We start from the raw sequence: 23,677 nt of genomic DNA, 5'->3' as shown, positions 1-23,677 counted from the left end.
GCGCCCGCGCGCTCACCGGTGGCAGGTCGAGCAGTGTATGAGCCGCCGCACGCCGAGCTCCTGCGCGATCTGCCGGCCGATCCGCGCCGCGTCGGGGCCTGCGTCCCAGTCCATGTCCGCGACGGCGGAGGGCGGGCGGAGGTGCCGCTCCGGCGCCCTGTGGCAGTCGAGGCACCAGCCCATCGACATCGGAGACACCTTGCGGACTTCGGGCATCTGGTCCACGCGGCCGTGGCACGTCACGCAGCCGACCCCCTTGTTCACGTGGATCGCGTGGTTGAAATAGACGAAGTCGGGGATGTCGTTGACGCGGTTCCAGGGGATCGGCGTGTCCGAGAAATAGCTGCTGCGGACGAGCTGGAGCTTCGGACTCTGATTCCAGATCTGGCTGTGGCACCCCATGCAGAGCGCCGTCGACGGCATCCCCGCCGTGCCTGCCCGTTCGACCGTGTAATGGCAGAACCGGCAGTCGATCGCGTCGTCCTGCACATGATGCCTGTGGTCGAACTGCACCGGCTGCTGCACGGGCACGTTCTGCCCGGTGTTCCAGTCGCTGCGCACGTAGATCATCGGCGCTGCCACGGCCGCCGCGCCGCCGAGGAACACGGCGGCGATCGCGATCCGGAGAGCGGTGTTGCTCCAGCGTGGAAATACGGATGCCATGATCTCGCGTGGACCGCCGCGCTCACCCTGCGTCAACGCGGCCGTCTCCATCGATGCGAGGATCGCCGGGGCCGTTTCGCGGACTCGTCGCCTCTCGCGCGCCGGGGCCGGCGCGCTCGGGTGATCCCGCAAGAGCGCCGTCCGGCGTGCGTCACGGCGCGCGAAGGCGTGCGCCCTGCGCGCGGGCGATCTCTACATCGCCGCCGTCGGACAGGCGCTCCGGGAGGAGATCGACATCGAGCCGGAGGGCCCGGGCCCGAAGAACGACGGCTGGCGCCTCATGGAGGGCGCGCGCTGTTCACAGGCCTCGTCTACCGCGTCGATCCGGCGGGAGCGGCGGCGATCTCACAGCGCGCGGCGCGGCCCGCCGCGCCGGCGCTCACATCGACCAGCGAAGCCCGGCGTAGCGCGGCCCGAGGACGAGCTCGGTCGAGGGCGCCGGCGCGGAGGCGGCCTTCTTCTCGGGCTCCACGGGCACCAGGCGGCCGCCGACGATCGCGAGCGGGATGCCGACGCCGGCGAAGATGAGCCCGCCGACGACGAGCGCGGCCCCGGCGCCTCCATCCTCCTCGTCGTACGACGCGCACTCCGGGTCGGAGCACGTCGAGGCGAGCGCCAGGCCCCCGCCGAGGAGGGCGATGGTGCCGAGGCTCGTCAGGACGATGCCCGTGACCATCATCCCCTTGCTTCGGCGCCGCATCAGCGGCCGGGCCGGCGGCGTCGGGGCGCCTCCGGCGACCGGCGCGATCGCGCCGCCGGTCGTCGCCCGCGCGGCGCCGCTCGCCGGCGGGGCCGCGCCGCTGGTCGGTTGCGCGGCGCCTGTCGCGCCTGTCGCGCCTGTCGTCGGCTGCGCAGCGGCGCGCGCCGGCGCGCCCGCGGGCAGCGGCGGGATGGCCACCGTCTCCGAGGCGCCCGCCCTGGTGACCTCGACGGTCTTCGCGAACGGCGCTCTGCCGGCCGCGGAGGCCTCGATCGTGTGCTTCCCCGGATCCACGGGCACCGGGATGCCCCACTGCGCGCGCCCCACGAGGGCGCCGTCGCGCTTCACCTGGAGGTCGGCCGGGGCGTCCGCGGGGGCCGTGACCGTCAGCCGGACGAGCCGCGGCTCCAGCGCCGTCGCGCGCTGCCGCGCGACCTTCTCGCGCTCGACCTGGCCCGCGGCCCTCGCCGCGCCGGCCACCTCGAGGAACGTCGACCAGGCGCTCGCCGTCCGGCCGAGCTGCTCGTAGCAGGTAGCGAGGTTGAACTGCGTCCCGATCCCCGGGTCGAGCCGCTGGCTCTCCTCGAGCTTGGGGCACGCGTCGGCGTGCTTGCCCTGGGCCATGAGCTGCCTGGCCGCGTCGAACAGCGCCTGTGCTGCCGCCGTATCGGCCCTGGCGTCGCGGCCGCCGCCCACGAGGGCGACGAGGAACATCGCGAGCGCCAGCAGGCGCCCGAGGTGCTGCATGGGCAGGCTCGTCATGTGTGGAGTCCTCACTTGCGATCGTCGAACAGGTTGCCGCTGGCCGGCGCCGCGGCCGGCGGGGCCGGGGCCACGGGCGGGCGGGCGGGCCGGGGCTGCGGGGAGATGGTGGCGCCGGCGGGGCGCGGCGCGGCGCTCGCCGGGCGCGGCGCCGCCTTGGCGCTGGCGGGCGCCGCGGAGGTGGCCCCGGCCGGGCCCTGCGCCGCCGCGGGGCTGTCCACCGGCGCGGGCGCCTCCGCGGCGCCGGGCGTGACGGTCGGCGCGAGCGCCGCGGAAGCCGCCGGCAGCACCGCGGACGCCGCCGGCAGCACCGCGGACGCCGCCGACATCGCCGGCAGCGCCGCGGCGCCGGACAGCGGCGGCGCCGCCGAGGCGCTCGCGGACGGCTCGGCCGGCGCGTCGCCGGGCCGCGCGCGGCCGGTGAGGAAGGCGAAGGCGCCGACCGCGGCGACCAGCGACACGCCGGCGCCCAGCGCGACGGCGAGCCCGACGTGCCGCTTGCGCGTCGCCACCGTCCCGCTCCACGTCGGCGAGGTGCTCGCCAGGGTCGGGGAGGTCGCCACGCCGCCCGCCGCTGGCGCCGGCCGCGGGGGCCCCGAGCTCCGCGCGATCCCGCTGATCCGCTCGACCGAGACCTGCGCCCGCCCGCTCGCGAACGGCGCGAGCGCCGCGGCCAGCTCCCCGACGTCGCGGAAGCGCCGCTCCGGCGTCTTCTCCAGGCACCGCAGGATCACGGCCTCGAGCCCCGGGGGCACGTCGGCGCGGAGCGCCGCGAGCGGGCGGGGGACGCCCTGCATGATCGCCACGCAGAGCTGCGGCATGGTCGCGCCGTCGAACGGCGGCTCGCCGGCGAGCAGCTCGAACAGGATGACCCCGAGCGACCAGATGTCGGTGCGCGCGTCGACGTCGCGGGACGACTTGAGCTGCTCCGGCGACATGTAGAGCGGCGAGCCCATCACCGCCGTCGTGTCGGTGATCCGCGGGTCGGAGCCGCTCGGCGCCACCTTCGAGATCCCGAAGTCGAGCACCTTTACGCACGGCGAGCCGTCCGCGCGCCGCGTGAGGAACAGGTTCGCCGGCTTGAGGTCGCGGTGGACGATGCCCGCGGCGTGCGCCTCGGCGAGCGCCTCGCAGGCCTGGAGCACGTACTCCACCGCGGCCTGCGGGGGCATCCGCCCGCCGGCGCGCAGCGCGTCGGCGAGGTCGCTGCCCGACAGGTACTCCATCACCATGTACGGCGTTCCCGACTCGAGCGTCCCGACGTCGGTCACGCGCGCCACGTGCTCGCTCTTGACCTTCACCGCGGCGCGCGCCTCGCGCACGAAGCGCTCGGCCAGCGTGCGCGAGCGCGCCGCCGCCGGCAGCAGCATCTTGATCGCGACCCGCTCCTCGAGCTGGAGGTGGGTCGCCGCGACGACGACGCCCATCCCGCCGGCGCCGATCACCCGCTCGACGCGGTATTTCCCCGCGATCACCTGCCCCTCTCGAACCAGCCCGTCGGCTTCGTCGTGTGTCGGCTCGGTGCTCGTCATCGAACGGTCCCTTCGGGGCGCCGGATCGAGGCGCGCGTGGACGCGCGATCTTCATGGAAAACCCGGCGCAAAGCCAGCCCACGATAGCCGCCGGACGGACGGCAATCAATCGCGCGGCTGCGCTCCGTCGCGCCGCGCGCGCCCCGCCCCGCCGCGCGCCCGGCCCCCGGGCCTCCCGGCCGCCCCGGGGCGCTTCCCCCGCGCGTGAATCCGGGAGATCATCGCGCGCGTCATGGAGCACGGCCCCCCCGGCAGCGCCAGCGAGCGGCGCGAGCGGATCCTCGAGGCGACGGAGCGGCTCCTGCGCCGGTACGGGCCGGCCAAGACGACCGTCGCCGACATCGCGCGCGAGGCCGAGATCGCGGTCGGCGCCGTCTACCTGGAGTTCGCCTCGAAGGACGCCATCGTCGAGGAGCTCTCCCAGGGGCAGCACCGCGCCGTCATGGCCGCCATGCGCGCCGCGGCCGCCGAGGACCTGCCCTTCTGCGACCGGCTGCGCGCGGTGTTCGACGCCCGCGCGCGCGCCTTCCTGGAGCTCGCCGGCTCCGGCGCGCACGCGTGCGATCTCGTGCACTGCCAGAGCCGCGCCGTGAAGGCGGCCCACGCCCGCTTCCTCGACGAGGAGCGCGCGCTCCTGCGCGATCTCATCGAGCGCGGCGCCCGCGCGGGCGAGCTCGACGCCGCCGACCCCGAGCTCGCCGCGCGCGCGCTCCTCACGGCCTACGCGAGCTTCTCTCCTCCCTGGCTGTTCCAGAGCTCCCGCGAGGAGGTCGAGGCGGCGCTGTCCGCGGTCCACCGGATCGTCCTCTATGGCCTCGCCGGCCGCGATCCAGCGCGCAAGCCGGCGCGCTGACCCCCTCCACCGGCGCGACCCCGCCTGCGCGGCCGGCCCGCCTGTCGCGGCGCCCCGCGCGCTGCGTCCGACACCCCCTCTCGCCGCCAGCGGCCGACCGCGCCGGCGGGGCGCTCTGACGAGCTGCGTTGAGCGCCGACACGCCCCGATCTCGCCTCCTGTCCTGGCCATCAACCGCGCATGGCCCGCGCGCGGAGAGGCGTGTCGCGCGCGATCCTCTCGTTGGACGATCTCGCGCTCACAGGCGCAGAGCTGCCCGGACTCCGGACAAATTCTGTGACACGGACGGATCGCTCGCCTACGATGCGTCGCCTTGCCGGGGGCCACTCCGCGCCTGGCCAGAACGGAGCAGAGCCTTGCAACCAGCGGTGGGCTATCGCAGCGAAGAGGTGCTGCAAACGACGAATGATCGCTGGCGCATCGTGCGCGCCGTGCGCGAGAGCGACGCGCGGCGCGTGCTGCTCAAGGCTCACCTCGACTCACCTCGTCACGCGACGGCTCCGGCCGCGGGCGCGCTGCTCAACGAGCTCGAGATCACCCGCTCTCTCGACACAGCGCGGGTGCTGAGCCCCACGCTGATGGAGCGCTGTGGCGAGGCGCCGGTCCTCGTCTTCGAGGACGAGGGCCTCGTGCCCCTCGACGGGCTCCTCGCGCGCTCGCCGCTCCCGATCGACCAGCGCCTCGCGTGGGCCGCGGGCATGGCCGACGCGCTCGCCGAGGTGCACCGCCGCGGCGTCATTCACAAGCACATCCAGCCGCAGAGCTTCTTCGTCGACCCGCCGTCCGGCGCCGTCCGGCTGACCCATTTCATGTTCTCGACGCGGCTCCGGCAGGAGCACCCGCAGGCGCAGAGCACGGTCGAGGAGGGCAGATTGCCCTACATGTCTCCGGAGCAGACAGGCCGGATGAACCGCGCCCTCGACTGGCGCACAGACCTCTACTCGCTCGGGGTCGTGCTCTACGTGATGCTCGCGGGGCGACCGCCGTTCGACGCCTCGGGGCCGCTCGAGTGGATGCACTCCCACCTCGCCCGACCCCCGGCGCCCCTGCCGGAGGACTCCGTGCCTCCCGCCCTGTCCGCCATCGTCATGAAGCTCCTCGCGAAGGACGCGGAGGAGCGCTACCAGAGCGCAGAAGGTCTGTCGAAAGACCTCCTCGTGTGTCGACGAGCCCTCCTCGAGACAGGGCGAATCGACCCGTTTCCGCTCGGCGAGCACGACGTCTCCGGGCAGTTCCGCATCCCGCACCGCCTCTACGGGCGCGAAGGGGAGGCGCATCAGTACCTGTCGATCTTCGAGCGCGTGCTCGCCGGCAGCCGCGAGACGATCATGATCACGGGGTATTCCGGGATCGGCAAGACCTCGCTCGTGCACGAGATCTACAAGCCGCTCACCCGGGAGCACGGCCACTTCACCTCGGGCAAGTTCGACCGGCTCCACCGCGGGATCCCGTACTCCGCCGTGATCCAGGCGCTCCGCGGCCTGCTCCAGCGCGTGCTGGCGGAGAGCGCGGAGCGCGTCGAGGAGGCGCGGCGCTCGCTGCAGAAGCAGCTCGGCAGCAACGCCTCGCTCCTCGTCGACGTGCTGCCCGAGATCGTGATCGTGCTCGGCGCGGGCAACCTCCCGCCCGCGCCGCCCGAGCTCGGCCCGGCCGAGGCGCAGCACCGCCTCCTGCTCGCCTTCCGCGGCGTCCTCCGGGCGTTCTGCGGCCGCGAGCGGCCGCTCGTCCTCTTCCTCGACGACCTGCAGTGGGCCGACGCGGGCACGCTCTGGCTCATCGAAGGGCTCCTCGCGGGCGACGATCTCGGGCCCTTCCTCCTCGTCGGCGCCTACCGCGACAACGAGGTGGACGAGAGCCACCCCCTGCGCGTGACGCTGCGGTCGGCGCAGGCGAGCGCCGTGAAGGTGAACACGATCCAGCTCTTCCCGCTCGCGTTCGCGTCGCTGATCCGGCTGGTGGCCGACACCCTGCGGCAGGACCCGTACGCGGTGGAGCCGCTCGCGCGGCTCGTCATGCACAAGACCGAGGGGAACCCGTTCTTCGCGCGGCAGTTCCTCCAGGCGCTCGACGCCGACGGGCTCGTCTACTTCTCCCCGGAGGAGCGCCGCTTCCGCTGGGACCTCGACCGGATCGAGGCGCGCGGGTTCACCGAGAACGTCGTCGAGCTGATGAGCGGCCGCGTGCGCGGCCTCGACGCCCCGACTGTCGAGCTCCTGACGCTGGCCGCGTGCATCGGGAACACCTTCGATCTGGAGACGCTCGCGGTCATCGCCGGCCTCGACAGGCTCGAGGCCGCGCGCCGCCTCGAGCCGGCCATCCGCAACGAGTACGTCCTCGCGAGCGCGGGCGAGCTCGCGGGCGCGCCCGGCGAGGCGGCCGCGGCGACCCGCTTCCGCTTCCTCCACGACCGCGTGCAGCAGGCGGTCTACGGCCTCATCGACGGGCCCGAGCGCGAGGCGGTCCACCTCCGCATCGGCCGCCGGCTCCTCGCGGGCGCGACGCCGGAGGAGCGCGCCGAGCGCGTCTTCGAGATCGTCGAGCAGCTCGATCAGGGGCTCGGTCTCGTGCGCGACGGCGACGAGCGGCTCGCGATCGCCGAGCTCAACCTGGAGGCGGCCGTCCGGGCGAAGCACGCCACCGCCTACGCCGCGGCCCGGCGCTACCTCGAGGCGGGCCGCCGCCTGCTCCCGGCCGGCGCGTTCGCGTCGCGCTACGCGCTCGCGTTCGCCCTGCTCCGGCAGCTCGCCGAGGTGGAGTACCTGCTCGGCGCGATGGACGCCGCCGAGGCGCTCGTCACCGAGGCGCTCGGCCACGCGAGCACGCCTGTCGAGAAGGCCGACCTCCTGAAGCTCCGGATGGTGCAGTACACGATGCGCGGGCGCTTCACCGACACGGTGGAGGCCGGGCGCGAGGCGCTCGCGCTGATCGGCGTCGCGCTGCCTTCCCGCGCGGGCGAGGCGGAGCTCGCGGCGCTCGTCGAGGCCGAGGCCGCGCGCGTGCAGCAGCTCCTCGCGGGGCGGGCGCCCGCCTCGCTGATCGACGCGCCGGAGATCGCCGACGAGGGCCAGCGGCTCGCCGTCGGCGTGCTCAACGAGCTGATGGCGCCGCTCTACATGCTCAAGCTCGAGGCGCTGAACTTCTTCGCGTGCTGCAGCATCGTGCGGATCTCGCTCGAGCACGGCCTCACCCCCGAGGCGTCGTACGGCTTCGCGATGTACGGCGGCCTGATCGGCCACTTCCACGGCGACTACCGCCAGGGCTACGCCTTCGGGCGGCTGGCCGCCGACATCGGCCTCCGGTTCCGCATGCAGGGCGATTTCTGCCGCGCCTGTTACATCCTCGGCAACAACATCCAGTCGTGGGTGCGGCCGCTCTCCGAGACGGACGCGCTGTTCCGGGACGGCTACCGCGCCGGCCTCGACGCGGGCGACCTCCAGTTCGCGGGCTACTTCCTCATCTACCTGCTCCTCAACCCGCTCTTCCGCGGCGAGAGCGCGCGCGGGCTGCTCGACGAGCTGCCCGGCTCGCTCCGCTTCGCCAGGCGGACCCGGCACACAGTCGCCACGCACAGCCTCCTCGGCCTCCTGCTCGCGCTGCGGGACCTCACCGGCGACGGCGCGGCGGTGCCCGAGGCGGCGCTGACGGAGGAGCAGTTCCTGAAGGACTGCGAGGCGCACCAGACGCGCTACGCGCTCTGCCACTACCAGATCCTCAAGGCGATGTGCCTCACCCTCCACGGCCTCCCCGCGGACGCGCTGCGGGTCGCCGACGAGGCGGAGGAGAACCTCGGCTTCCTCGCCGGGAAGTTCCAGACCGCCGCGCTCCGGTTCTACCGCGCGCTCGCGATCGCCGCGCTCCTGCCCGGCGCGGACGAGGGCGAGCGGGCGCGGCTGCGGGCCGATCTCGACGCGTGCCGCGAGCGGCTGCGCGGCTGGACCGAGGGCTGCCCGGAGAACTTCTCGCACAAGCACCAGCTCGTCGAGGCCGAGGCGGCGCGCCTCGACGGGCGGCTCGACGACGCGGCCAGGGCCTACGAGGAGGCGATCGCGCTCGCGCGCCAGCACGCCTTCCCCAACATCGAGGCCATCGCGTGCGAGCTCGCCGGCCGCTTCTGGATGTCGCGCGGCAGGACGCGGGTCGCGCTCGATTTCCTCACGGACGCTGTCCAGGCCTACAGCCGCTGGGGCGTGGATCGCAAGATCGCGCGCCTCACCGAGGAGTTCCCGCTCATCAGGCCGGGGCGCGACCGGCCCGCGCCCGGGGTCGTGCGGGCGGACGCCTTCGACGTGGAGACGCTGCTCAAGGCGGCGCGCGTCCTCTCCCAGGAGCTCGTCGTCGAGCGGCTGCTCGGCAGCATGGTGCAGGTGCTCGTCGAGAACGCCGGCGCCGAGCGCGGGACGCTGCTCCTCGTCCGCGGCGACGGCCTCGTGCTCGTCGCGCAGGGCGCGGCGCACCCGCCCGAGCCGCGCGCGCTGCCCTCGATCCCGCTCGGGGACGAGAGCGACGAGGTCTGCGCCTCCGTGGTGCGGCTCGCCGTGCGCACGTGCCAGAGCGTGATCTACGCGGACGCCTCCCGCGATCCTGCCCTGCGGGACGACCCCTACGTGAGCTCCCGCAAGGTCCGGTCGATGCTCTGCGCGCCGCTCATGCTCCAGGGGCAGGTGCTCGGCGCCATCTACCTCGAGAACAACCTGTTCGAGGGGCTCTTCGGGCCCGAGCGCCTCGAGATCCTGCGCCTGCTCGCCGCGCAGGCGGCGGTCTCGTTCAACAACGCGCTCGTCTACGAGGACCTCGAGCGCATGGTGGAGGAGCGCACGCACGAGCTCAGGAGCACGCAGCAGAAGCTCGTCGACGCCGCGCGCAGGGCGGGGATGGCCGAGGTCGCGGACAGCGCGATGCACAACGTGGGCAACGCGCTGAACAGCGTCATGGTGCTGCGGATGCAGCTCTCGGAGCGGGTCGCGGGCTCGCGCGTCTCGCGGCTCGCCCAGGTCGCGCAGCTCCTCGAGGCGCACCGGGGCGATCTCGGGGCGTTCCTTACGAGCGACCCGCGGGGCCAGCGGCTGATCGAGTACATCGACGAGCTCGCGCGGCACCTCGCCGCCGAGCAGGAGACAGCGGCCTCCGAGCTCCTGGAGCTCGGCGAGTGCGTGAGCCGCATCCGCGACATCGTCTCCGATCAGCTCCGGAACGCCGGGATGAGGGTCATCGTCGAGCCGGTCTCGGTCTCCTCCGTGATCGAGGACGCCCTGCGTGTCGGGCTGAACCGCGCCGAGCGCGCGCACCACGGCATCGAGGTGGTCTGCGAGCTCTCGGACGAGGCGCGGGTCGAGACGGACAGGCACCGGCTGCTCCAGATCGTCACCAACCTCATCACCAACGCGCGGCGCGCTGTGTGCCACGCTGTGGGCCCGGAACGCCGCGTCGTCGTCCGGTGCGCGCCGCTCGAGGCCGGCGGCTGCTCCGTGGAGATCGAGGACACCGGCGTGGGCATCGCCTCGGAGCACCTGGCGCGGCTGTTCCAGCAGGGGTTCACGACGTGGCCCGAGGGCACGGGGCTCGGGCTTCACTCGAGCGTGCTGGAGGCCCGCGTCCTCGGCGCGGCGCTCCGGGCGGAGAGCAAGGGCCCGGGCCAGGGCGCGAAGTTCACGCTCGAGCTCCCGGCCGCGGCGCCCCGCAGCGGGAGGATCCGCCGCGAGGCGGTCGACTGAGGGCATTCCGGCCGCGGCGGCGCCGTGCTCTGCCGTGCGTGGCAGGCCTGGCCCGCTCGGAGGGTGGGACCGGCGCTGGCCGAGGGTGAGATGAGCAAAGCGAGCGCGCTCCACAAGGCGAGGATCCTGGTCGTCGACGACAACGCCTCGATCCACGGTGATTTCCGGAGGATCCTGAGGGCGGCTCCCGCCAGGTCCTCGCTCGATGAGCACGAGGCCGAGCTCTTCGGCGACATCGACGCGCCGACGACCGCCCCGGCGGTGGAGCTCGACGTGGAGCTCACGCTGGCGCACCAGGGCGAGGAGGGGATCGAGCTCGTGCGGCAGGCGCGGGCGCGCGGGGAGCCGTACGCCGTGGCGTTCGTCGACTTCCGGATGCCTCCCGGGATCGACGGGGTGGAGACGATCCACCGGATCTTCGCCGAGGATCCCGACGTTCAGGCCGTGTTCTGCACCGCGTACACCGACATGTCGTGGAAGGAGATCGCGAACCGGCTCTCGCACGTGGACCGGTACCTGATCCTCAAGAAGCCGTTCGAGCCGATGGAGGTGCGTCAGATGGCGGCGGCGCTGAGCGCGAAGTGGCGGCACGAGCGGGAGCGCGCGAGGGCGCACGCCGCGCTGCTCGAGCGCGAGGCGCACCTCCGGGCGCTCCTCGACGCCTTGCCGCAGGAGCTCGTGCGGGTCGATCGGCACGGGCGGTGCCACCCGGTCCGGCCCCCGCAGGGCACCGCCGCCGGCGCGTTCCCGTCGTCGCTCGAGGAGATCGTGCCGCCGGGCGAGGTGGCGCGGGCGCTCGATCTGGTGCGGCGCTCGCTCGACCAGGGGGCGTCGCAGCGGATGGAGTTCTCCGTGGACGGCGCCGAGGGGCGCCGGCACGTCGACGTGCGCATCACGGCGCTGGGCGGCGAGCGTCTCGAGGCGATCGTCTCGCTGACGGACATCACGGAGCTCCGGCAGCGTCAGGAGGAGGAGGACCTGCTGCGGGAGCGGTAGATCGCGCTGCAGGTAGCCCTGCATCCCGGAGGTTCCGGCTCCGTGATGGAGAAGAATTGGAACCACGGAGGGCACAGAGGGCACAGAGGAGAGAAATTTTATCTCTCTTCTCTCCCTCTGTGCCCTCTGTGCCTCTGTGGTTTTTTATCTCTGTGGTTCGTTATCTCATGAACCAGGCAGGCAGCTCAGGTGCAGGCGCCTTCCACGCACGCGCTGCCGCTCGGGCAGTCGCAGTCCACCTCGCAGGAGATGGCCGGCTCGGGCGGCGGCTCGCAATACCCGCCCTCGCACGACTCGCCCTCTGCGCAGTCGCACGAGGCCGCGCAGGGCGCCTTGCAGGCCCCCGCGACGCACTCGCTGCCGCTCGGGCAGTCGCAGTCCGCCTCGCACGCGGCCGTCTCCCCCCCCGCGCCGGCGCTGCTGTTGCCGCCGTCGCCTTCATCGCCCCGGTCCGGGCGCCCGATGCCGGGCGCGTCGGGCGCGTCGGGCGCGTCGGGCGCGTCGGGCGCGTCGGGCGCGTCAGGCGCGTCGGGCGCATCAGGCGCATCGGGCGCGTCGCCCCAGAAACACTCCTCGTCGTCGTCCCAGTCGCAGTCTCGGTCGGTCTCGATGTAGCAACCGAGCATCGTCGTCGAGAAGAAGGACAAAGAGAGGCCGAGGCCCCACTCGAAGGCCGTGCGCATATTCATGTTCATCGCTCCTGATCCGGGAGATGGACTCATGACAGAGGCGCCGACCGTCACCGCGGCGCCCTCTGCCCACCCGACGCTGCGTGCCCGGCGCCCGGCCGTCCGTTCAATCGCCCGCGCGCCTCCGCACGATTCTGACGGCCACCCACCCCGCCCCCCGGGCCCTCCCCCCCCCCGGGCCGGGGCGGGGTCGACCCCCGCCTGTCGGTCTCGTCCGATTTCGCCCCCCGTCGTTGAACGTTCCCGACCCGCCCGGGCACGAATCGGACGCGCAGCCATGAACTACCCTCTCCATGCCGGGCACGAAGCGTCGTGCCTCCCGTCGCCCTGGGCCCTCCGGCGCTCGTTCATCGCAAACGGGCCGCGCCGCGGGGCGCGTTCGGATGTAACCATGGTGACGCAGGAATGGACCGAGACGGGACTGAGCAGGCCGCGGGCTTCCCGCGGGGCGAGCCGGAGGGCGCCGTCGACCCGCCGCGCGCGCCGCACGTCGAGGCGCGGAGGGGGCCGATGAGGACCATCGCGCTCATCGTGCCGTTCCTCTTCTCCCGCGGCGCCGAGCGCGCGCAGGACCCGGAGGAGGCCCTCGTCGAGCGGCTCCGGCGCGGGGAGGCCGCGGCGATCGGCGAGGCGTACGACAGGCACTACGAGGCGGTGCGCGGGTTCGCCCGGCGCCTCACCGGCGACGACGCAGCCGCCGAGGACCTGGCGCACGACGTCTTCGTCAGCCTGCCGCAGGCCGCGCAGCGGTTCCGCGGCGGCTCGTCGCTGAAGACCTTCCTCATCGCGATCGCTGTCAACCACGCCCGCCACCACCTCCGCGCCGCCGCGCGCCGCCGCGCGGCCATGGAGCGCCTCGCCCTCGAGCCGGACGACGACAAGCCGGACAACCCCGAGCGGGCGGCCGGCCGCGCCGACCTCGCCCAGGCCCTGAACCGCGCCCTCGACGCGCTCCCGGACGCGCAGCGCGCGACGTTCGTTCTCTGCGAGGTCGAGGACCGGAGCGCGCGCGAGGTGTCCGAGATCCTCGGCGTGCCCGAGGCGACGGTGCGCACGCGGCTGTTCCACGCCAAACAGAAGCTCCGCACGCTGCTGGAAGGGAGGACCCCATGAAGGACGACGTGCTCCGCGAGGCCGCGCGCGCGCTGCGCGAGGAGGCAGACGCGTCGCGCGCCCGTCGCGACGAGACGCGCGCCCGCGTGATGCGGAGCCTGAAGGCGCAGCGCGCCCGCCGGCTCACCACGGTCCGCCTCGCGGTCCCGCTCGCCGCCGTGCTCGTCGGCTCGGCCGCCTGGGCCTCGGCCGCGCGCTGGTTCCCGGACGCGTGGAACGACATCGCCTCCCAGCTCGGCCTGAGCGTGGCCGATCCGCCCGACACGCCGCCCGCGCCGCCCACGTCGCGCGCGCTCCGCGCGCCGCGCCGCGCGTCGGACGCCGACGCGCCCGCGCCGCCCGAGCTCGACCCGGCCGCGCCGCCCGAGCCCGAGCCCAGCGTCGCGGAGCTCGCCCCGCCCGCGCCGCTGCCCGCGCCCCCGCTGGCCCCCACCGCGCCGCCCGAGGTCGCGCCGGCGCCGCGGCGCGCGCCTGTCGTGGCTGTCGCGCCGCCCGCGCGATCGTCGTCGATCGCGCCGAGCGCCGCGAGCTCCACGAAGGCCTCGCGGCCGCCGGCGGGCGATCCGCAGGCCGTCCAGCGTCCGCCCGCCGGGCCCGACGCCGACGCGCTCTACCAGGCCGCGCACCGCGCGCACTTCGTCGATCGCAACCCCGCCGCGGCGCTCGCCGCCTGGAACGACTACCTCGCCGCCGCGCCGCGCGGCCGCTTCGCTGTCGAGGCGCAGTACAACCGCGCCCTCTGCCTGGTGCGCCTCGGCCGCGCCGACGAGGCGCGGCGCGCGCTCGAGCCGTTCGCGCAGGGCGCCTTCGGCGGCTACCGTCAGACCGAGTCGCGCTCCTTGCTCGATGCGATGAGCAGCGCGAGCGAGTGATCGTCTCGCCCGGCGCGCGTGAACGAACGCGCCTCGAGCGGGCACTGCACGGTCGATGAACACACCCGACACCGCTCCTCACCTCGCACCTCGGGGCGGCCTCCCGCGCGCCCTTCGGAAGGCCTCCACGCGCGGCGCCGTCCTCGGCGCGGGCGTCCTCCTGCTGCGCGCGCTCGCGGCCGCGGGCGTGTTCGCCGCGACCTCCGCGCTCCCCGCGGGCGCCCTCGCCGCCGCGCCGAGCGCCGCCGGCGTCGATCTCGTCGTCGACGGCGCCGGGTGGACGCTCGATCCCGAGGCGGTGCGCGCGGCGCTCGGGCGCGAGCTCGGCGGCCCCGTCACGGTGGTCGACGCGGCGAGCTCCGAGCGCCCCACGCTGGTCCTCCGCGGCGAGGCCGACGGCCGCGTCACGCTGACGTACAGCGCCGGCGACGGCCGCCACATCGGGCGCACGATCGACGTCCCCGAGGATCCCGATCGCGCCGCCGAGGCGATCGCGCTGCTCGCGGGCAACCTCGTCCGCGACGAGGCCGCCGAGCTCGCCGCCGCGCTGGGCAAGCGCCCGTCCGACGAGCCGGCCGCGGCGCCGCCGGCGCCCCCCGCAGCGCCTGCCGCGGGCAACGCGAGGCCGCCGTCTCGGCCGGCGCGCCCCGCGCCGGCGCCTCCTCCCTGCGCCCTCCCCGGCGCGGAGACAGTCCTCCTCGGCGGCGACGTCGTCCCCCTGGTCGGCTCCTCCACGGTCACCGGCACCCACGTCGTCCGCCGCTACTCGCTGAACCTCGTGGGCAGCTACACGGCGGGGGTCACGGGCGTCGAGCTCGGCGCGGGCGTCAACATCCTCTCGTCCTTCCTGTGCGGCGTGCAGCTCTCCTCCGCCGCCAACATCGTGCTCGGCCCCGCGCGCGGCGCGCAGATCACCGCCGGGCTCAACCTCGCCACGTCGCTGCGCGGCGCGCAGATCGGCCCGTTCAACCTCGCCACCGGTCCGGTCACGGGCGTGCAGGGCGGCGTGCTGAGCGTCGCCCTCGGCGCCGTGGACGGCGCGCAGCTCGGCGTGGCCAACGCCGCCGTTGGCGAGTCGACCGACGTGCAGGTCGGCGTCGCCAACCTCGCCGTGAGCCCGTCGACCGACGTGCAGGTCGGCCTGGCCAACGTCGCCGTGGGCGAGTCGACCGACCTCCAGATCGGCCTCGCCAACGTCGCCGCGGGCAAGACGAGCGACCTCCAGATCAGCCTCGCCAACGTCGCCGCCGGCGAGTCGACGGGCGCCCAGATCGGGATCCTCAACGTGTCCACAGGCAAGGTGCGCGGCGCGCAGATCGGCCTCGTCAACTACGCCGACGAGTCGCCGTTCTCGCTCGGGCTCTTCAACATCATCCGCGACGGCCGCCTCCACATCGACGCCTGGGGCACCGAGTCCGGCCTCGCCATGGCCGGCATCAAGCACGGCAGCGATCACTTCCACAACGTCTACGGTATCGGCGTGCGCCTCTTCGGCGATCGCCCGCTCCTCGCGTATGCGCTCGGCCTCGGCGGCCGCATCTCCCTCGGCGAGCGCGTGTATGCCGACCTGGACGTGCTCGGGTACTCGCTCCACGAGCCCTCGGCGCTCAAGCCCACGGCCGTGCTGACGCAGGCGCGCGCGCTCCTCGGCCTCCGTCTCCTCCCCAGGTTCGCGATCTTCGGCGGCCCCAGCTACAACGTCGCGTTCGGCAAGACCCCCGAGGACGCCGGCCTGAGCCCCTACGGCAGCATCCCGCTCCACATCGACGACTCCTTCAGCCAGCGCGCCTGGCCCGGCGTGGTGCTCGGCGTGCAGGCGCTCTGACCCGGGCGCCTCGCCCGGCGCGCCGTCTCGCTGGTCCCGGGCACCGTGCTCGTCGGTGGCGGGTTGACGGGCGCGTGAACGAATTTACTTTTCGTTCATCGATTCATGGAGCTCGCCCGAGCGGTCGCTCGCGGCGGTCTACGTGAGCCTCCCATCCGCGCGCCGCGCGCCGCCCTGACCGGCGGAGGCGCGGCGCACCTCATCCACCAAACCGTCCATCGATTCCGGCAGGGATGGCGCGAGCCGACCTCTGCCCCAGGAGTCCGCATGAGCCAGCTTCGCAGCGGCGCCAGCGCGCCTCGCTCTCCATTTCCCCTGCTCCCGCTCCGCACGGGCGTGCTCTTCCCCGGCACCGTGCTCACGCTCCCTGTGGGCCGCGCCCGCTCGGTGGCGCTGCTCAACGGCGTGCACGCCGGCGACGTGATCGGCGTCATCGCGCAGCGCGATCCGAAGCGCGAGGATCCCCGGCGCGAGGACCTCCACGACATCGGCACGTTCGCCCGCGTCGTCGACGTCACGCGCGTCTCGAACGGCTTCCGCCTGGTGATCGAGGGGCTCGATCGCTTCGCGCTCACCGCGCTCGTCGACACCGACACCGAGCCGTACTGGCGGGCCGAGGGCGCCGTCGCGCCCGAGTTCCTCGGCGACGCCGAGGAGGCGCGCCTGCTCGCCGCGTCGGTGCGCGAGCGCGCCCGCGAGATCGGCCCGAGGCTCGCGACGAACCTCGCCGAGATCGCCGCCACGAGCCGCGCCGAGCCGGGCCTGCTCGCCGATCAGATCGCCGGCGCGCTCGGCCTCCCGACCGACAAGGAGATGGAGGTGCTCGCCGAGCTCCGCGTCGCCCAGCGGCTCCAGAAGGTCGCCGCCCTGCTCTCCGAGGCGGCCGCCCTCGCCGACCTGAAGAAGAAGATCGACGGCGACGTGCGGCGCGAGCTCGGCAAGGGGCAGCGCGAGGCGATCCTCCGCGAGCAGCTCCGCGCCATCCAGAAGGAGCTCGCGGGCGGCGAGCAGGGCGAGGACGAGCTGTCGATCCTCCGCCGGCGCCTCGACGAGGCCGGCCTCCCCGAGGAGGCGCGCGCGGTCGCCGATCGGGAGCTCCGCCGGCTCGAAGCGGTCGGCCCGCAGAGCGCGGAGCACAACGTGATCCGCACCTACCTCGAGTGGATCGCCGATCTCCCGTGGAGCGCGCGGGCGGCGGTGAAGGACGACCTCGACGCCGTCCAGGCGAAGCTCGACGAGGACCACCGCGGCCTCGACGACGTGAAGCGCCGCATCCTGGAGCACATGGCGGTGCTCAAGCTGACAGGCCAGCCCCGCGCGACGATCCTCTGCTTCGCGGGCCCGCCCGGCGTGGGCAAGACGTCGCTCGGCCAGTCGATCGCCGACGCCACCGGCCGCCCGTTCGTGCGCATCTCGCTCGGCGGCGTGCACGACGAGGCGGAGCTGCGCGGCCACCGGAGGACGTACGTCGGCGCGCTGCCCGGGCGCATCGTGCACGCGCTGAAGAAGGCGAAGGTGAAGAACCCGGTCGTGCTCCTCGACGAGGTCGACAAGCTCGGCGCCGGGTGGCGCGGCTCGCCCGAGGCGGCGCTCCTGGAGGTGCTCGATCCCGAGCAGAACCGGACGTTCGTCGACCACTACATGGAGCTCCCGTTCGATCTGTCCGAGGTCGTCTTCCTCTGCACGGTGAACGATCTCGGCGCGCTCTCCGCGCCGCTCCGGGACCGGCTCGAGGTCATCGAGCTGTCCGGCTACACGCCGGACGAGAAGATCGCGATCGCGCGGTCGCACCTCGTCCCGAAGCAGATCGAGGAGCACGCGATCGATCCGGCGCTGCTCACGATCACGGACGACGCGCTCGCCGCGATCGTGCGCGACTACACGCGCGAGGCCGGGGTGAGGCAGCTCGGCCGCGAGATCAAGAAGCTGTGCCGGGCGGTCGCGCTCGAGGTCGCGCGCGCCGCGGACGGCAAGGCCCCGCGCCTGGTCGTCGAGGCGCACGATCTCGGCAAGTACCTCGGCAAGGTCCGGTTCTTCAGCGACGTCGCCGAGCGCACGAGCGTGCCTGGCGTCGCGACGGGGCTGGCCTGGACGCCGGTGGGCGGGGACATCCTGTTCATCGAGACCTCGCGGATGCCGGGGAAGGGGAGGGTCGAGATCACGGGTCAGCTCGGCGACGTGATGAAGGAGTCGGCGAGGGCGGCGCTCTCCTACGTGCGCAGCCACGCCGGTGAGCTCGGCGTCGACACGGCGAAGCTCGAGACCGAGGACCTGCACATCCACGTCCCCGCGGGCGGCGTGCCCAAGGACGGCCCTTCCGCGGGCGTGACGATGTTCACGGCGCTCACGTCGCTCCTCTCCGGACGGCGGGTGCGCTCCGACACGGCGATGACGGGCGAGTGCACGCTGCGCGGCCGGGTGCTCCCGGTGGGCGGCATCAAGTCCAAGGTGCTCGCGGCGCACCGCGCCGGCATCACGCGGATCGTCCTGCCGCAGAAGAACGCGCGCGACGCCGAGGAGATCCCGAAGGAGGTGCGGGCGGAGCTGGAGCTCATCTTCGTCGAGGACATGAGCCAGGTCATCGCGGCCGCGCTGGAGGACGCGCCCCTCGAGGCGGCGGGCGCGAGCGGCGCGGGCGTGCCCGCGGCCGAGCCGGCGGCCGCGGCGTAGGGGCGCGACGCCGGGCTGCCTGCGCCGGCGAGGGCGGCTGTGCCGGGCCGCCCGCGTCGGCGGGGGGCTGTGCGCGGCGGTGCGCGGGCGGGCGCTCGGCCATCCGCCAAGACGGGGGCCGGGGAGCTTGCGCATGCAACACCACCCGGCATGTCTCCCTTCGGGCCATGCCACCTGAGACGTCTCGTCGCGCGCCACACAAGGCGCGCCTGAGACGTGAAGCCCCCTGAGACATCATGGCACCTCGGTCGGTGCTCGCCGCGCCCGCCCGCGCGCCGCCGCGCACAGCCCCCCGCCGGCGCTCACGTCGTCTTTGGGAGCGGTCCAGGCGGTCGCGCGGAGATCCGCGGCCGGCCATCTCCACAGCCTGCGGGAACCCTGCGCTGCGCTTGTTTGCCGAGTGACAGTCTGTTCCAATGCTCCGGATTTTTTAAGGCGGCAGGGTGTTCCGCCAGGAGGGGACTATGTCACATCGTCGACTCGCATCGATCGCTTCGGTGGCCCTGGTGCTCGGCGCCAGCGCGCTCGCCGCGGCCGGGGACCCGAGCCCGGCCGCGTCCGCGGCGCCCGCAGCCCGAGCGGCTGGCGCCGCGCCCGCGGGGGCCGCGCAGCCGGCTGCGGCGGAGCCGTCCGGCGACGCAGAGAGGGAGCCGACGGCGGAGGAGATCGCCGCGGCGATGCAGAAGTTCGATGCCGAGCTGAACCTCCGGAGCGGGAAGGTCACGGTCGGTGACAACCTTGCCGAGCTCGACGTCCCGGAGGCGTTCCGCTTCACGGGCCCGGAAGGCGCCATGAAGGTGCTCCAGGCCTGGGGCAATCCCCCGGGGTCCGAGGCGCTCGGCATGCTGTTCCCGGCCGGCGTGAGCCCGATCGCGGACGACTCGTGGGGTGTCGTGATCAGCTACGTGGAGGAGGGCCACGTCGACGACGACGACGCGAAGGACATCGATTTCGGCGAGCTCCTGGCCGAAATGCAGAAGGATACCAGCGAGAACAACCAGGAGCGCCAGAAGGCGGGCTTCCCCGCCGTGCGCCTGATCGGCTGGGCCGAGCCGCCGCACTACGATCCCGCGTCGAAGAAGCTCTACTGGGCGAAGACGCTCGAGTTCGACGGCAACAAGGACCGCACGCTCAACTACTCGATCCGCGTGCTCGGGCGCAAAGGCGTGCTCGAGCTGAACGCCGTCTCGGGCATGAACCAGCTCGCGACCGTGCGGAGCGAGATGCAGAGCGTGCTGAAGTTCGTCGAGTTCAAGCCCGGCAACCGTTACGAGGACTTCGACGAGAACATCGACCAGGTGGCCGCGTACGGCATCGGCGCCCTGGTCGCGGGCAAGGTGGCGGCCAAGGCGGGGCTGTTCAAGGGGCTGCTCGCCCTGCTGCTCGCCAGCAAGAAGCTCGTCGTCGTCGGCCTGATGGCTGCCGCGGGCGGCGCCAAGGTGCTCTGGGACCGGGTCCGCGGGCGCGCCTGATCAGGCGGTCACCCCCCGCCCGGGTGATGACCCCACCCGTTCGCAGCGGGCCCTGGCGAGCGGGCGGCCGGTGCATCACCGCAGCCCAGACTCACCGGGCCGCCGCCGCGAGTGCGGGGTCGTCGAGGCTGCGCTGATCCGGCTCCCTCCTGGCAAGTGACGCAGCGGAAACCCGCCCGATCGTGTCATCCTGCTCCACGCGCTCGCCCGAAGGGGCGGCACGGAGACGCGGCAGCTCCCCGGGTCGGTCCCTGCGAGCCGCGCCTGTCCGTTCTCGTCGTCGCGGCGCCAGGGCGCTTGACTCGGGGAACGCCCTCGGTATCCATCGCGCATGTCCGTCGCCCTGGAGCGGATCCCATTCGCGTGGTGGAACACGAAAGTTTCGCCCCCGAGCATCCTATCGCGCGCGACAGAGGAGCACCGGACGGCCGTCGTCGACGTCTTGCGCACGCTGGTCGAACAGCACGGCTGCCTCTTGGTCGCCTTGACTGAGGTCCGACGTGAAGACGTCCTCGGATGGCTCCCTGATGGCCTCCGTACGAGTTGGAACGCCGTGGAGGACACGTCCGGCGAACGCCACGATTTCGACATCGCGCTCGCCTACGACCGAAGGGCGCTGACGCTCATGGACCATGTCTGGGTGCGGACGTACCACGCCGGCCGTGCGGTTCGAGCGGGGCTCGTCGCGACGTTCGGTATGCATGACAGCGGCGGATGGCTTGTCGTCGCGGCGGCGCATTGGCGGTCGAACATGGGAGACGCCGCGGACGGGGACGCGAGGAGATCGCGCTCCGCCGAGGCACTGCGCGATGCGATCATCGCCAGCACGAAAGCCGTCGGTGAGGACGTCCCCGTCCTCATCCTGGGCGACTTCAACGCCGAGCCGTTCGAGAAGCAATTCGACGCGAGCCTTCCTACGGCGCGATCGCGGGCCGCAGTCCAGCGGCACCGGCCCCGCTCGCCATCGGATCTTCTCTTTTACAATGCTGCGTGGCGCTGGCTCGGCGAACGCCATGCCTGGGATGGTGAGCTGCAGCCACCGACGCTCGCCGGCTCGTTCTACTCGACAGGCACTGTCGGACAGACATCCTGGCGGACGTTCGATCAGGTGCTCGTCTCGCCGTCGCTACTTCGAGGCCACGGGTGGTCGCTCGACGAGGCGGCTCTCGGAATTCATGACGACAGCGCCGTATTCGACCGGGCCGGGGCGCGTCCCCGCGATCCGTTCGACCACCTACCGATCGTGGGCCACCTTCGATGGCTCGCGCCACCGACAACCGATTGAGAGAGGGACCCATGGCCAGCTTTGGAGAAGCACTGAAGAAGGGGCTCGACGCTCACAAGCGTGCGGCGGCGGCACGAGCGGAGATGGAAGAAGTGCTCGCTGCCGCGTCGGCGGAGGTGGCGACGATCACGGGGGCGTCCATCTCGCTTCAATTTCAGACCGTCCACCGTCCGGTGCGGGGGTCGTCTATCCACGAGCGCCTCGTGGGAATATCCGTGCCGCACGAAGAGATCACCGCGCTGACGGCGCGGCTCGACACGGGCCCTTTCGCCTCCCTGGCCGAGGTCACCTTCGGGGAGCTCGGATACCCCGTGAGGCTCCGCTGGGAGAATCGCTTCGACTCGGCCAACGATCGCGCCTCCTTCGAAGAGCTCCTCAAGACGATGCTCGAACACAGCACCACCGGGGAGAAGATCGCCGCACTCATCACAGGAAACGTGGCGGGGTAGGTGCACCAGCAGGTCGACCGAATGACACCAGCAACGTGGCGAGCGGGCCGGCAGCTTCGGGCAACTGCACCAGCGGGTGCTGACAACGGCGTCGGTCGTACTGGCTCGGTCCGGTGCGCCAAGGGGGCGGCCACAGATCCCGCGGTAGCCGCCGCTCCGCCGCGCCCCGCCACGCGTTCAGGATGGCTGGATCGGCGGCCTCGAGATCCCGGGAGAGCGGGGCGCCGATCTCTGACGAAACTACCACCGCCACGTGGCGGCCCTCGCGAAGCAGCTCTTCCGCCAGCGCGAGCAGCGCGTTGAGCCAGCGTGCCACGCCGCGACTGTAGCAGCACGGCCGGGCGCAGCGCTCGCGCCTTGCAGCGGCGATCGGCCAGGAGGGCGCGGCCTGAAGCCGCCGGGGGCCGACGCCGAAGGCGCGCGGGTGCGGGCCTAGACGGCTGTCCCGCCGCCGTCGCTGGGCTCGGCAGCTTTGCCTCTCAGCGCCGATCTCACGTGCTCGTGAGAGGTGCGCAGCAACTCGCCCAGCTTGTCGAGGTCATCGATCGACTCCATCGTCACGCACGACCAGCCGAGCTGGGGGATGGTGACCGGAAGTGACGCCGCAAGGGGGACCACCCTTTCGTTCGGCAGAGGTACCCAGATGCACGGCTTCTTGCGGCCGGCCAGCAGCCTGCAGAACACCGCCGTCCGCCTCTCCTGAAGATGTATCTTCAGATAGGATACGGTATCTTCGTACGCGATCGGCCGTTCGGGCCCAAGCAGGCGCTGAGCCTTTGCGAAGGCATTGAGCTCTTCCTGCGTCGTTTCCACCTTGGGGGCCTGCGGCTCCTCGGGAGGAGCGCTGATGCGAGCCTGGGCCTCCAGAACCGATGCCAGCGCGCGCTGCTTGGCCCATTCACTGATGGCATTGGCCACGATCGGCTTCCAGCTCTCGACCACCGCAGCGGTCAGGTTCCTCGTCTCGATCCTTGCGATGGCGAGCTTCGTGAACTCCGGCGCCGGCTCGAGGAGCCTGGCCAGCTCTTGAACAAGAAGGTTCTGCTGGCGGGTCCGCTGGGCGAACGCCCGGAGGAGGCCAGCGTTGTACTCGGATTTCTGGAGCACTGTGAGGAAGTCGATCGGCGGCTGGTCGTCGGCCAGAACGTCCCACTGCACGAACGGCTCCCTGTCCATCACATTTTCGTTCACAATGTCGGTGAAGAAGCGCCACTGGATGCCGTTCGTCAGGATTCCGAGCTTCGCCTCAGGGGCCTTCGCGAAATAATCCGCCAGCTGCTCGTCGAAGCCGGCGAGCTTCCTTCCCGCTTCTTTGGCTTCCACGAAGAAGATGGGGCGTCCGTTCTGCAGGAATGCCCAGTCAATCGGCTTGACTGAGCGGTCCTTACCGAAGTCGACCCGATACTCGGGAAGGCACTGGCGAGGGTCGGTCAGATCGTAACCAAGCAGAGTGAATAACGGCCCGATCAAGCTTTGCTTCGTGGCCTGTTCGTTGCCCTTGACGTGTTCTGCCAACTCACGGACGCGATTGACATGTAATGCGAGCGCCTCCCTCATGGACTGCCCCTTTCGTACGGAAGAGGCTACAGGACCTCCGCGTTGTGTGTCGAGCGCGCGACGCCTGGTTTCGAGGAGCGCGCGGAGCCTCGATGCCCCGACCATCGCTCACCGCCGGAGCGCGTCGACCAGGGCCAGCTCAGGCCGCTGAGGCCGTGATGGCGCCGCCTTCGCACCTCCTCCGGCTCCGGACCGGACCTCCGGCCGGCGCACCCGCCCCTCGCCGGCAGGTCGTGGACGCTCGCCAGCACGTCCGGAGCCGTTGTCAGCACCCGCTGGTGCAGCTCCCCCGAGCTGCTGGCGGCGCTTCCCGCGCTGCTGGTACCGCTCCTTCGCGCTGCTGGTGCAGCTGCCCCGCCGTGCTGGCATGGCTCCTTCGCGCTGCTGGTGCAGCTACCCCGCCGCGCTGGCCGCGCTCCCCGACCCGCTGATCCGGCTCCCCAGCTCCGCCGGGTCGCGTCCCTGGAAGCGCTGGTGCAGCTCCCCGGTGACGCAACCATGCTCTCAGAGGTCCAGGGCCTGCTGCGG

Annotated in this window: 16 protein-coding genes; 10 read left to right on the top strand and 6 right to left on the bottom strand. The window is 72.9% G+C overall.

Annotated features, from left to right (window positions below; translation table 11 throughout):
* Nucleotides 1-12: 12 nt before the first annotated feature.
* From WMF42_RS23185 to WMF42_RS23175, 3 genes are all read right to left on the bottom strand, one after another.
* Nucleotides 13-663, bottom strand: coding sequence for a cytochrome c3 family protein (locus WMF42_RS23185; protein ID WP_061605958.1), 651 nt, complete (start codon nucleotides 661-663; stop codon nucleotides 13-15).
* A gap of 379 nt (nucleotides 664-1,042) precedes the next feature.
* Nucleotides 1,043-2,125: a hypothetical protein gene (locus tag WMF42_RS23180; RefSeq protein WP_437684752.1), complete on the bottom strand. Its 1,083-nt coding sequence runs from the start codon at nucleotides 2,123-2,125 to the stop codon at nucleotides 1,043-1,045.
* An 11-nt stretch (nucleotides 2,126-2,136) separates the two neighbouring features.
* The gene (locus tag WMF42_RS23175; RefSeq protein WP_437684750.1) at nucleotides 2,137-3,657 is read right to left on the bottom strand and encodes a serine/threonine-protein kinase; all 1,521 of its coding nucleotides are present in this window, start codon (nucleotides 3,655-3,657) and stop codon (nucleotides 2,137-2,139) included.
* Nucleotides 3,658-3,889: 232 nt separating this feature from the next.
* Between WMF42_RS23175 and WMF42_RS23170 the strand changes: the two genes are divergently transcribed.
* The 3 genes from WMF42_RS23170 (at nucleotide 3,890) to WMF42_RS23160 (ending at nucleotide 11,217) form a co-directional block, all read left to right on the top strand.
* On the top strand, nucleotides 3,890-4,510 hold the full coding sequence (locus tag WMF42_RS23170) for a TetR/AcrR family transcriptional regulator (RefSeq protein ID WP_061605679.1): 621 nt from the start codon (nucleotides 3,890-3,892) through the stop codon (nucleotides 4,508-4,510).
* Nucleotides 4,511-4,866: 356 nt separating this feature from the next.
* Complete coding sequence (locus WMF42_RS23165) at nucleotides 4,867-10,221, top strand: AAA family ATPase (RefSeq protein WP_437684748.1); 5,355 nt, start codon at nucleotides 4,867-4,869, stop codon at nucleotides 10,219-10,221.
* A 90-nt stretch (nucleotides 10,222-10,311) separates the two neighbouring features.
* Nucleotides 10,312-11,217 (top strand): response regulator, encoded by a 906-nt coding sequence (locus WMF42_RS23160; RefSeq protein ID WP_437684746.1) that lies wholly within the window; start codon nucleotides 10,312-10,314, stop codon nucleotides 11,215-11,217.
* Between the two features lie 185 nt (nucleotides 11,218-11,402).
* On the opposite strand, the gene WMF42_RS23155 is transcribed toward WMF42_RS23160, so the two are convergent.
* Entirely contained in the window at nucleotides 11,403-11,906 is a 504-nt protein-coding gene (locus WMF42_RS23155; protein WP_437684744.1) for a hypothetical protein, read from the bottom strand.
* 405 nt (nucleotides 11,907-12,311) lie between these two features.
* Here WMF42_RS23155 and WMF42_RS23150 point away from each other — a divergent pair, with 405 nt between their 5' ends.
* The 7 genes from WMF42_RS23150 to WMF42_RS23120 all read left to right on the top strand — a co-directional run bounded on the left by WMF42_RS23150 (nucleotide 12,312) and on the right by WMF42_RS23120 (nucleotide 21,592).
* Nucleotides 12,312-13,019, top strand: a complete 708-nt coding sequence (locus tag WMF42_RS23150; protein ID WP_434040739.1) for an RNA polymerase sigma factor — start codon at nucleotides 12,312-12,314, stop codon at nucleotides 13,017-13,019.
* Nucleotides 13,016-13,891, top strand: a complete 876-nt coding sequence (locus WMF42_RS23145) for a tetratricopeptide repeat protein (protein WP_437684742.1) — start codon at nucleotides 13,016-13,018, stop codon at nucleotides 13,889-13,891. Before WMF42_RS23150 ends, WMF42_RS23145 begins: the two co-directional genes overlap by 4 nt.
* 55 nt (nucleotides 13,892-13,946) lie before the next feature.
* On the top strand, nucleotides 13,947-15,716 hold the full coding sequence (locus WMF42_RS23140; protein WP_437684741.1) for an LA_2272 family surface repeat-containing protein: 1,770 nt from the start codon (nucleotides 13,947-13,949) through the stop codon (nucleotides 15,714-15,716).
* 267 nt (nucleotides 15,717-15,983) lie between these two features.
* The gene (lon, locus tag WMF42_RS23135; protein WP_437684739.1) at nucleotides 15,984-18,386 is read left to right on the top strand and encodes an endopeptidase La; all 2,403 of its coding nucleotides are present in this window, start codon (nucleotides 15,984-15,986) and stop codon (nucleotides 18,384-18,386) included.
* 464 nt (nucleotides 18,387-18,850) lie between these two features.
* A complete protein-coding gene (locus WMF42_RS23130) occupies nucleotides 18,851-19,858 on the top strand; it encodes a DUF2167 domain-containing protein (protein WP_437684737.1) in 1,008 nt (335 codons plus the stop codon).
* A gap of 331 nt (nucleotides 19,859-20,189) precedes the next feature.
* Nucleotides 20,190-21,143 carry an endonuclease/exonuclease/phosphatase family protein gene (locus WMF42_RS23125; RefSeq protein ID WP_437684735.1) on the top strand — a complete coding sequence of 318 codons (954 nt, stop codon included), beginning with the start codon at nucleotides 20,190-20,192 and terminating at the stop codon, nucleotides 21,141-21,143.
* An 11-nt stretch (nucleotides 21,144-21,154) separates the two neighbouring features.
* A complete protein-coding gene (locus WMF42_RS23120; protein ID WP_437684733.1) occupies nucleotides 21,155-21,592 on the top strand; it encodes a hypothetical protein in 438 nt (145 codons plus the stop codon).
* Here the strand turns inward: WMF42_RS23120 and WMF42_RS23115 are convergent.
* Complete coding sequence (locus WMF42_RS23115) at nucleotides 21,570-21,908, bottom strand: hypothetical protein (protein WP_437684731.1); 339 nt, start codon at nucleotides 21,906-21,908, stop codon at nucleotides 21,570-21,572. The two genes, WMF42_RS23120 and WMF42_RS23115, sit on opposite strands and share 23 nt — an antisense overlap.
* 116 nt (nucleotides 21,909-22,024) lie before the next feature.
* Nucleotides 22,025-23,149, bottom strand: coding sequence for a type I restriction endonuclease (locus WMF42_RS23110; protein ID WP_437684730.1), 1,125 nt, complete (start codon nucleotides 23,147-23,149; stop codon nucleotides 22,025-22,027).
* Nucleotides 23,150-23,677: the final 528 nt, after the last annotated feature.

The organism is Sorangium sp. So ce176, assembly GCF_051519835.1.
Lineage (GTDB): Bacteria > Myxococcota_A > Polyangia > Polyangiales > Polyangiaceae > Sorangium > Sorangium cellulosum_G.
The sequence above is the reverse complement of the archived record's forward strand: the minus strand, read 5'-3'. Positions and strand labels throughout refer to the sequence as shown.

Bases quoted from the DNA above. Each gene is read 5' to 3' on its own strand.
- WMF42_RS23185 (WP_061605958.1), bottom strand. From the start codon at position 663: ATGGCATCCGTATTTCCACGCTGGAGCAACACCGCTCTCCGGATCGCG.
- WMF42_RS23120 (WP_437684733.1), top strand. From the start codon at position 21,155: ATGGCCAGCTTTGGAGAAGCACTGAAGAAGGGGCTCGACGCTCACAAG.
- WMF42_RS23130 (WP_437684737.1), top strand. From the start codon at position 18,851: ATGTCACATCGTCGACTCGCATCGATCGCTTCGGTGGCCCTGGTGCTC.
- WMF42_RS23155 (WP_437684744.1), bottom strand. From the start codon at position 11,906: ATGAATATGCGCACGGCCTTCGAGTGGGGCCTCGGCCTCTCTTTGTCC.
- WMF42_RS23140 (WP_437684741.1), top strand. From the start codon at position 13,947: ATGAACACACCCGACACCGCTCCTCACCTCGCACCTCGGGGCGGCCTC.
- lon (WP_437684739.1), top strand. From the start codon at position 15,984: ATGAGCCAGCTTCGCAGCGGCGCCAGCGCGCCTCGCTCTCCATTTCCC.
- WMF42_RS23145 (WP_437684742.1), top strand. From the start codon at position 13,016: ATGAAGGACGACGTGCTCCGCGAGGCCGCGCGCGCGCTGCGCGAGGAG.
- WMF42_RS23170 (WP_061605679.1), top strand. From the start codon at position 3,890: ATGGAGCACGGCCCCCCCGGCAGCGCCAGCGAGCGGCGCGAGCGGATC.
- WMF42_RS23125 (WP_437684735.1), top strand. From the start codon at position 20,190: ATGTCCGTCGCCCTGGAGCGGATCCCATTCGCGTGGTGGAACACGAAA.
- WMF42_RS23175 (WP_437684750.1), bottom strand. From the start codon at position 3,657: ATGACGAGCACCGAGCCGACACACGACGAAGCCGACGGGCTGGTTCGA.
- WMF42_RS23160 (WP_437684746.1), top strand. From the start codon at position 10,312: ATGAGCAAAGCGAGCGCGCTCCACAAGGCGAGGATCCTGGTCGTCGAC.
- WMF42_RS23110 (WP_437684730.1), bottom strand. From the start codon at position 23,149: ATGAGGGAGGCGCTCGCATTACATGTCAATCGCGTCCGTGAGTTGGCA.
- WMF42_RS23150 (WP_434040739.1), top strand. From the start codon at position 12,312: ATGGACCGAGACGGGACTGAGCAGGCCGCGGGCTTCCCGCGGGGCGAG.
- WMF42_RS23180 (WP_437684752.1), bottom strand. From the start codon at position 2,125: ATGACGAGCCTGCCCATGCAGCACCTCGGGCGCCTGCTGGCGCTCGCG.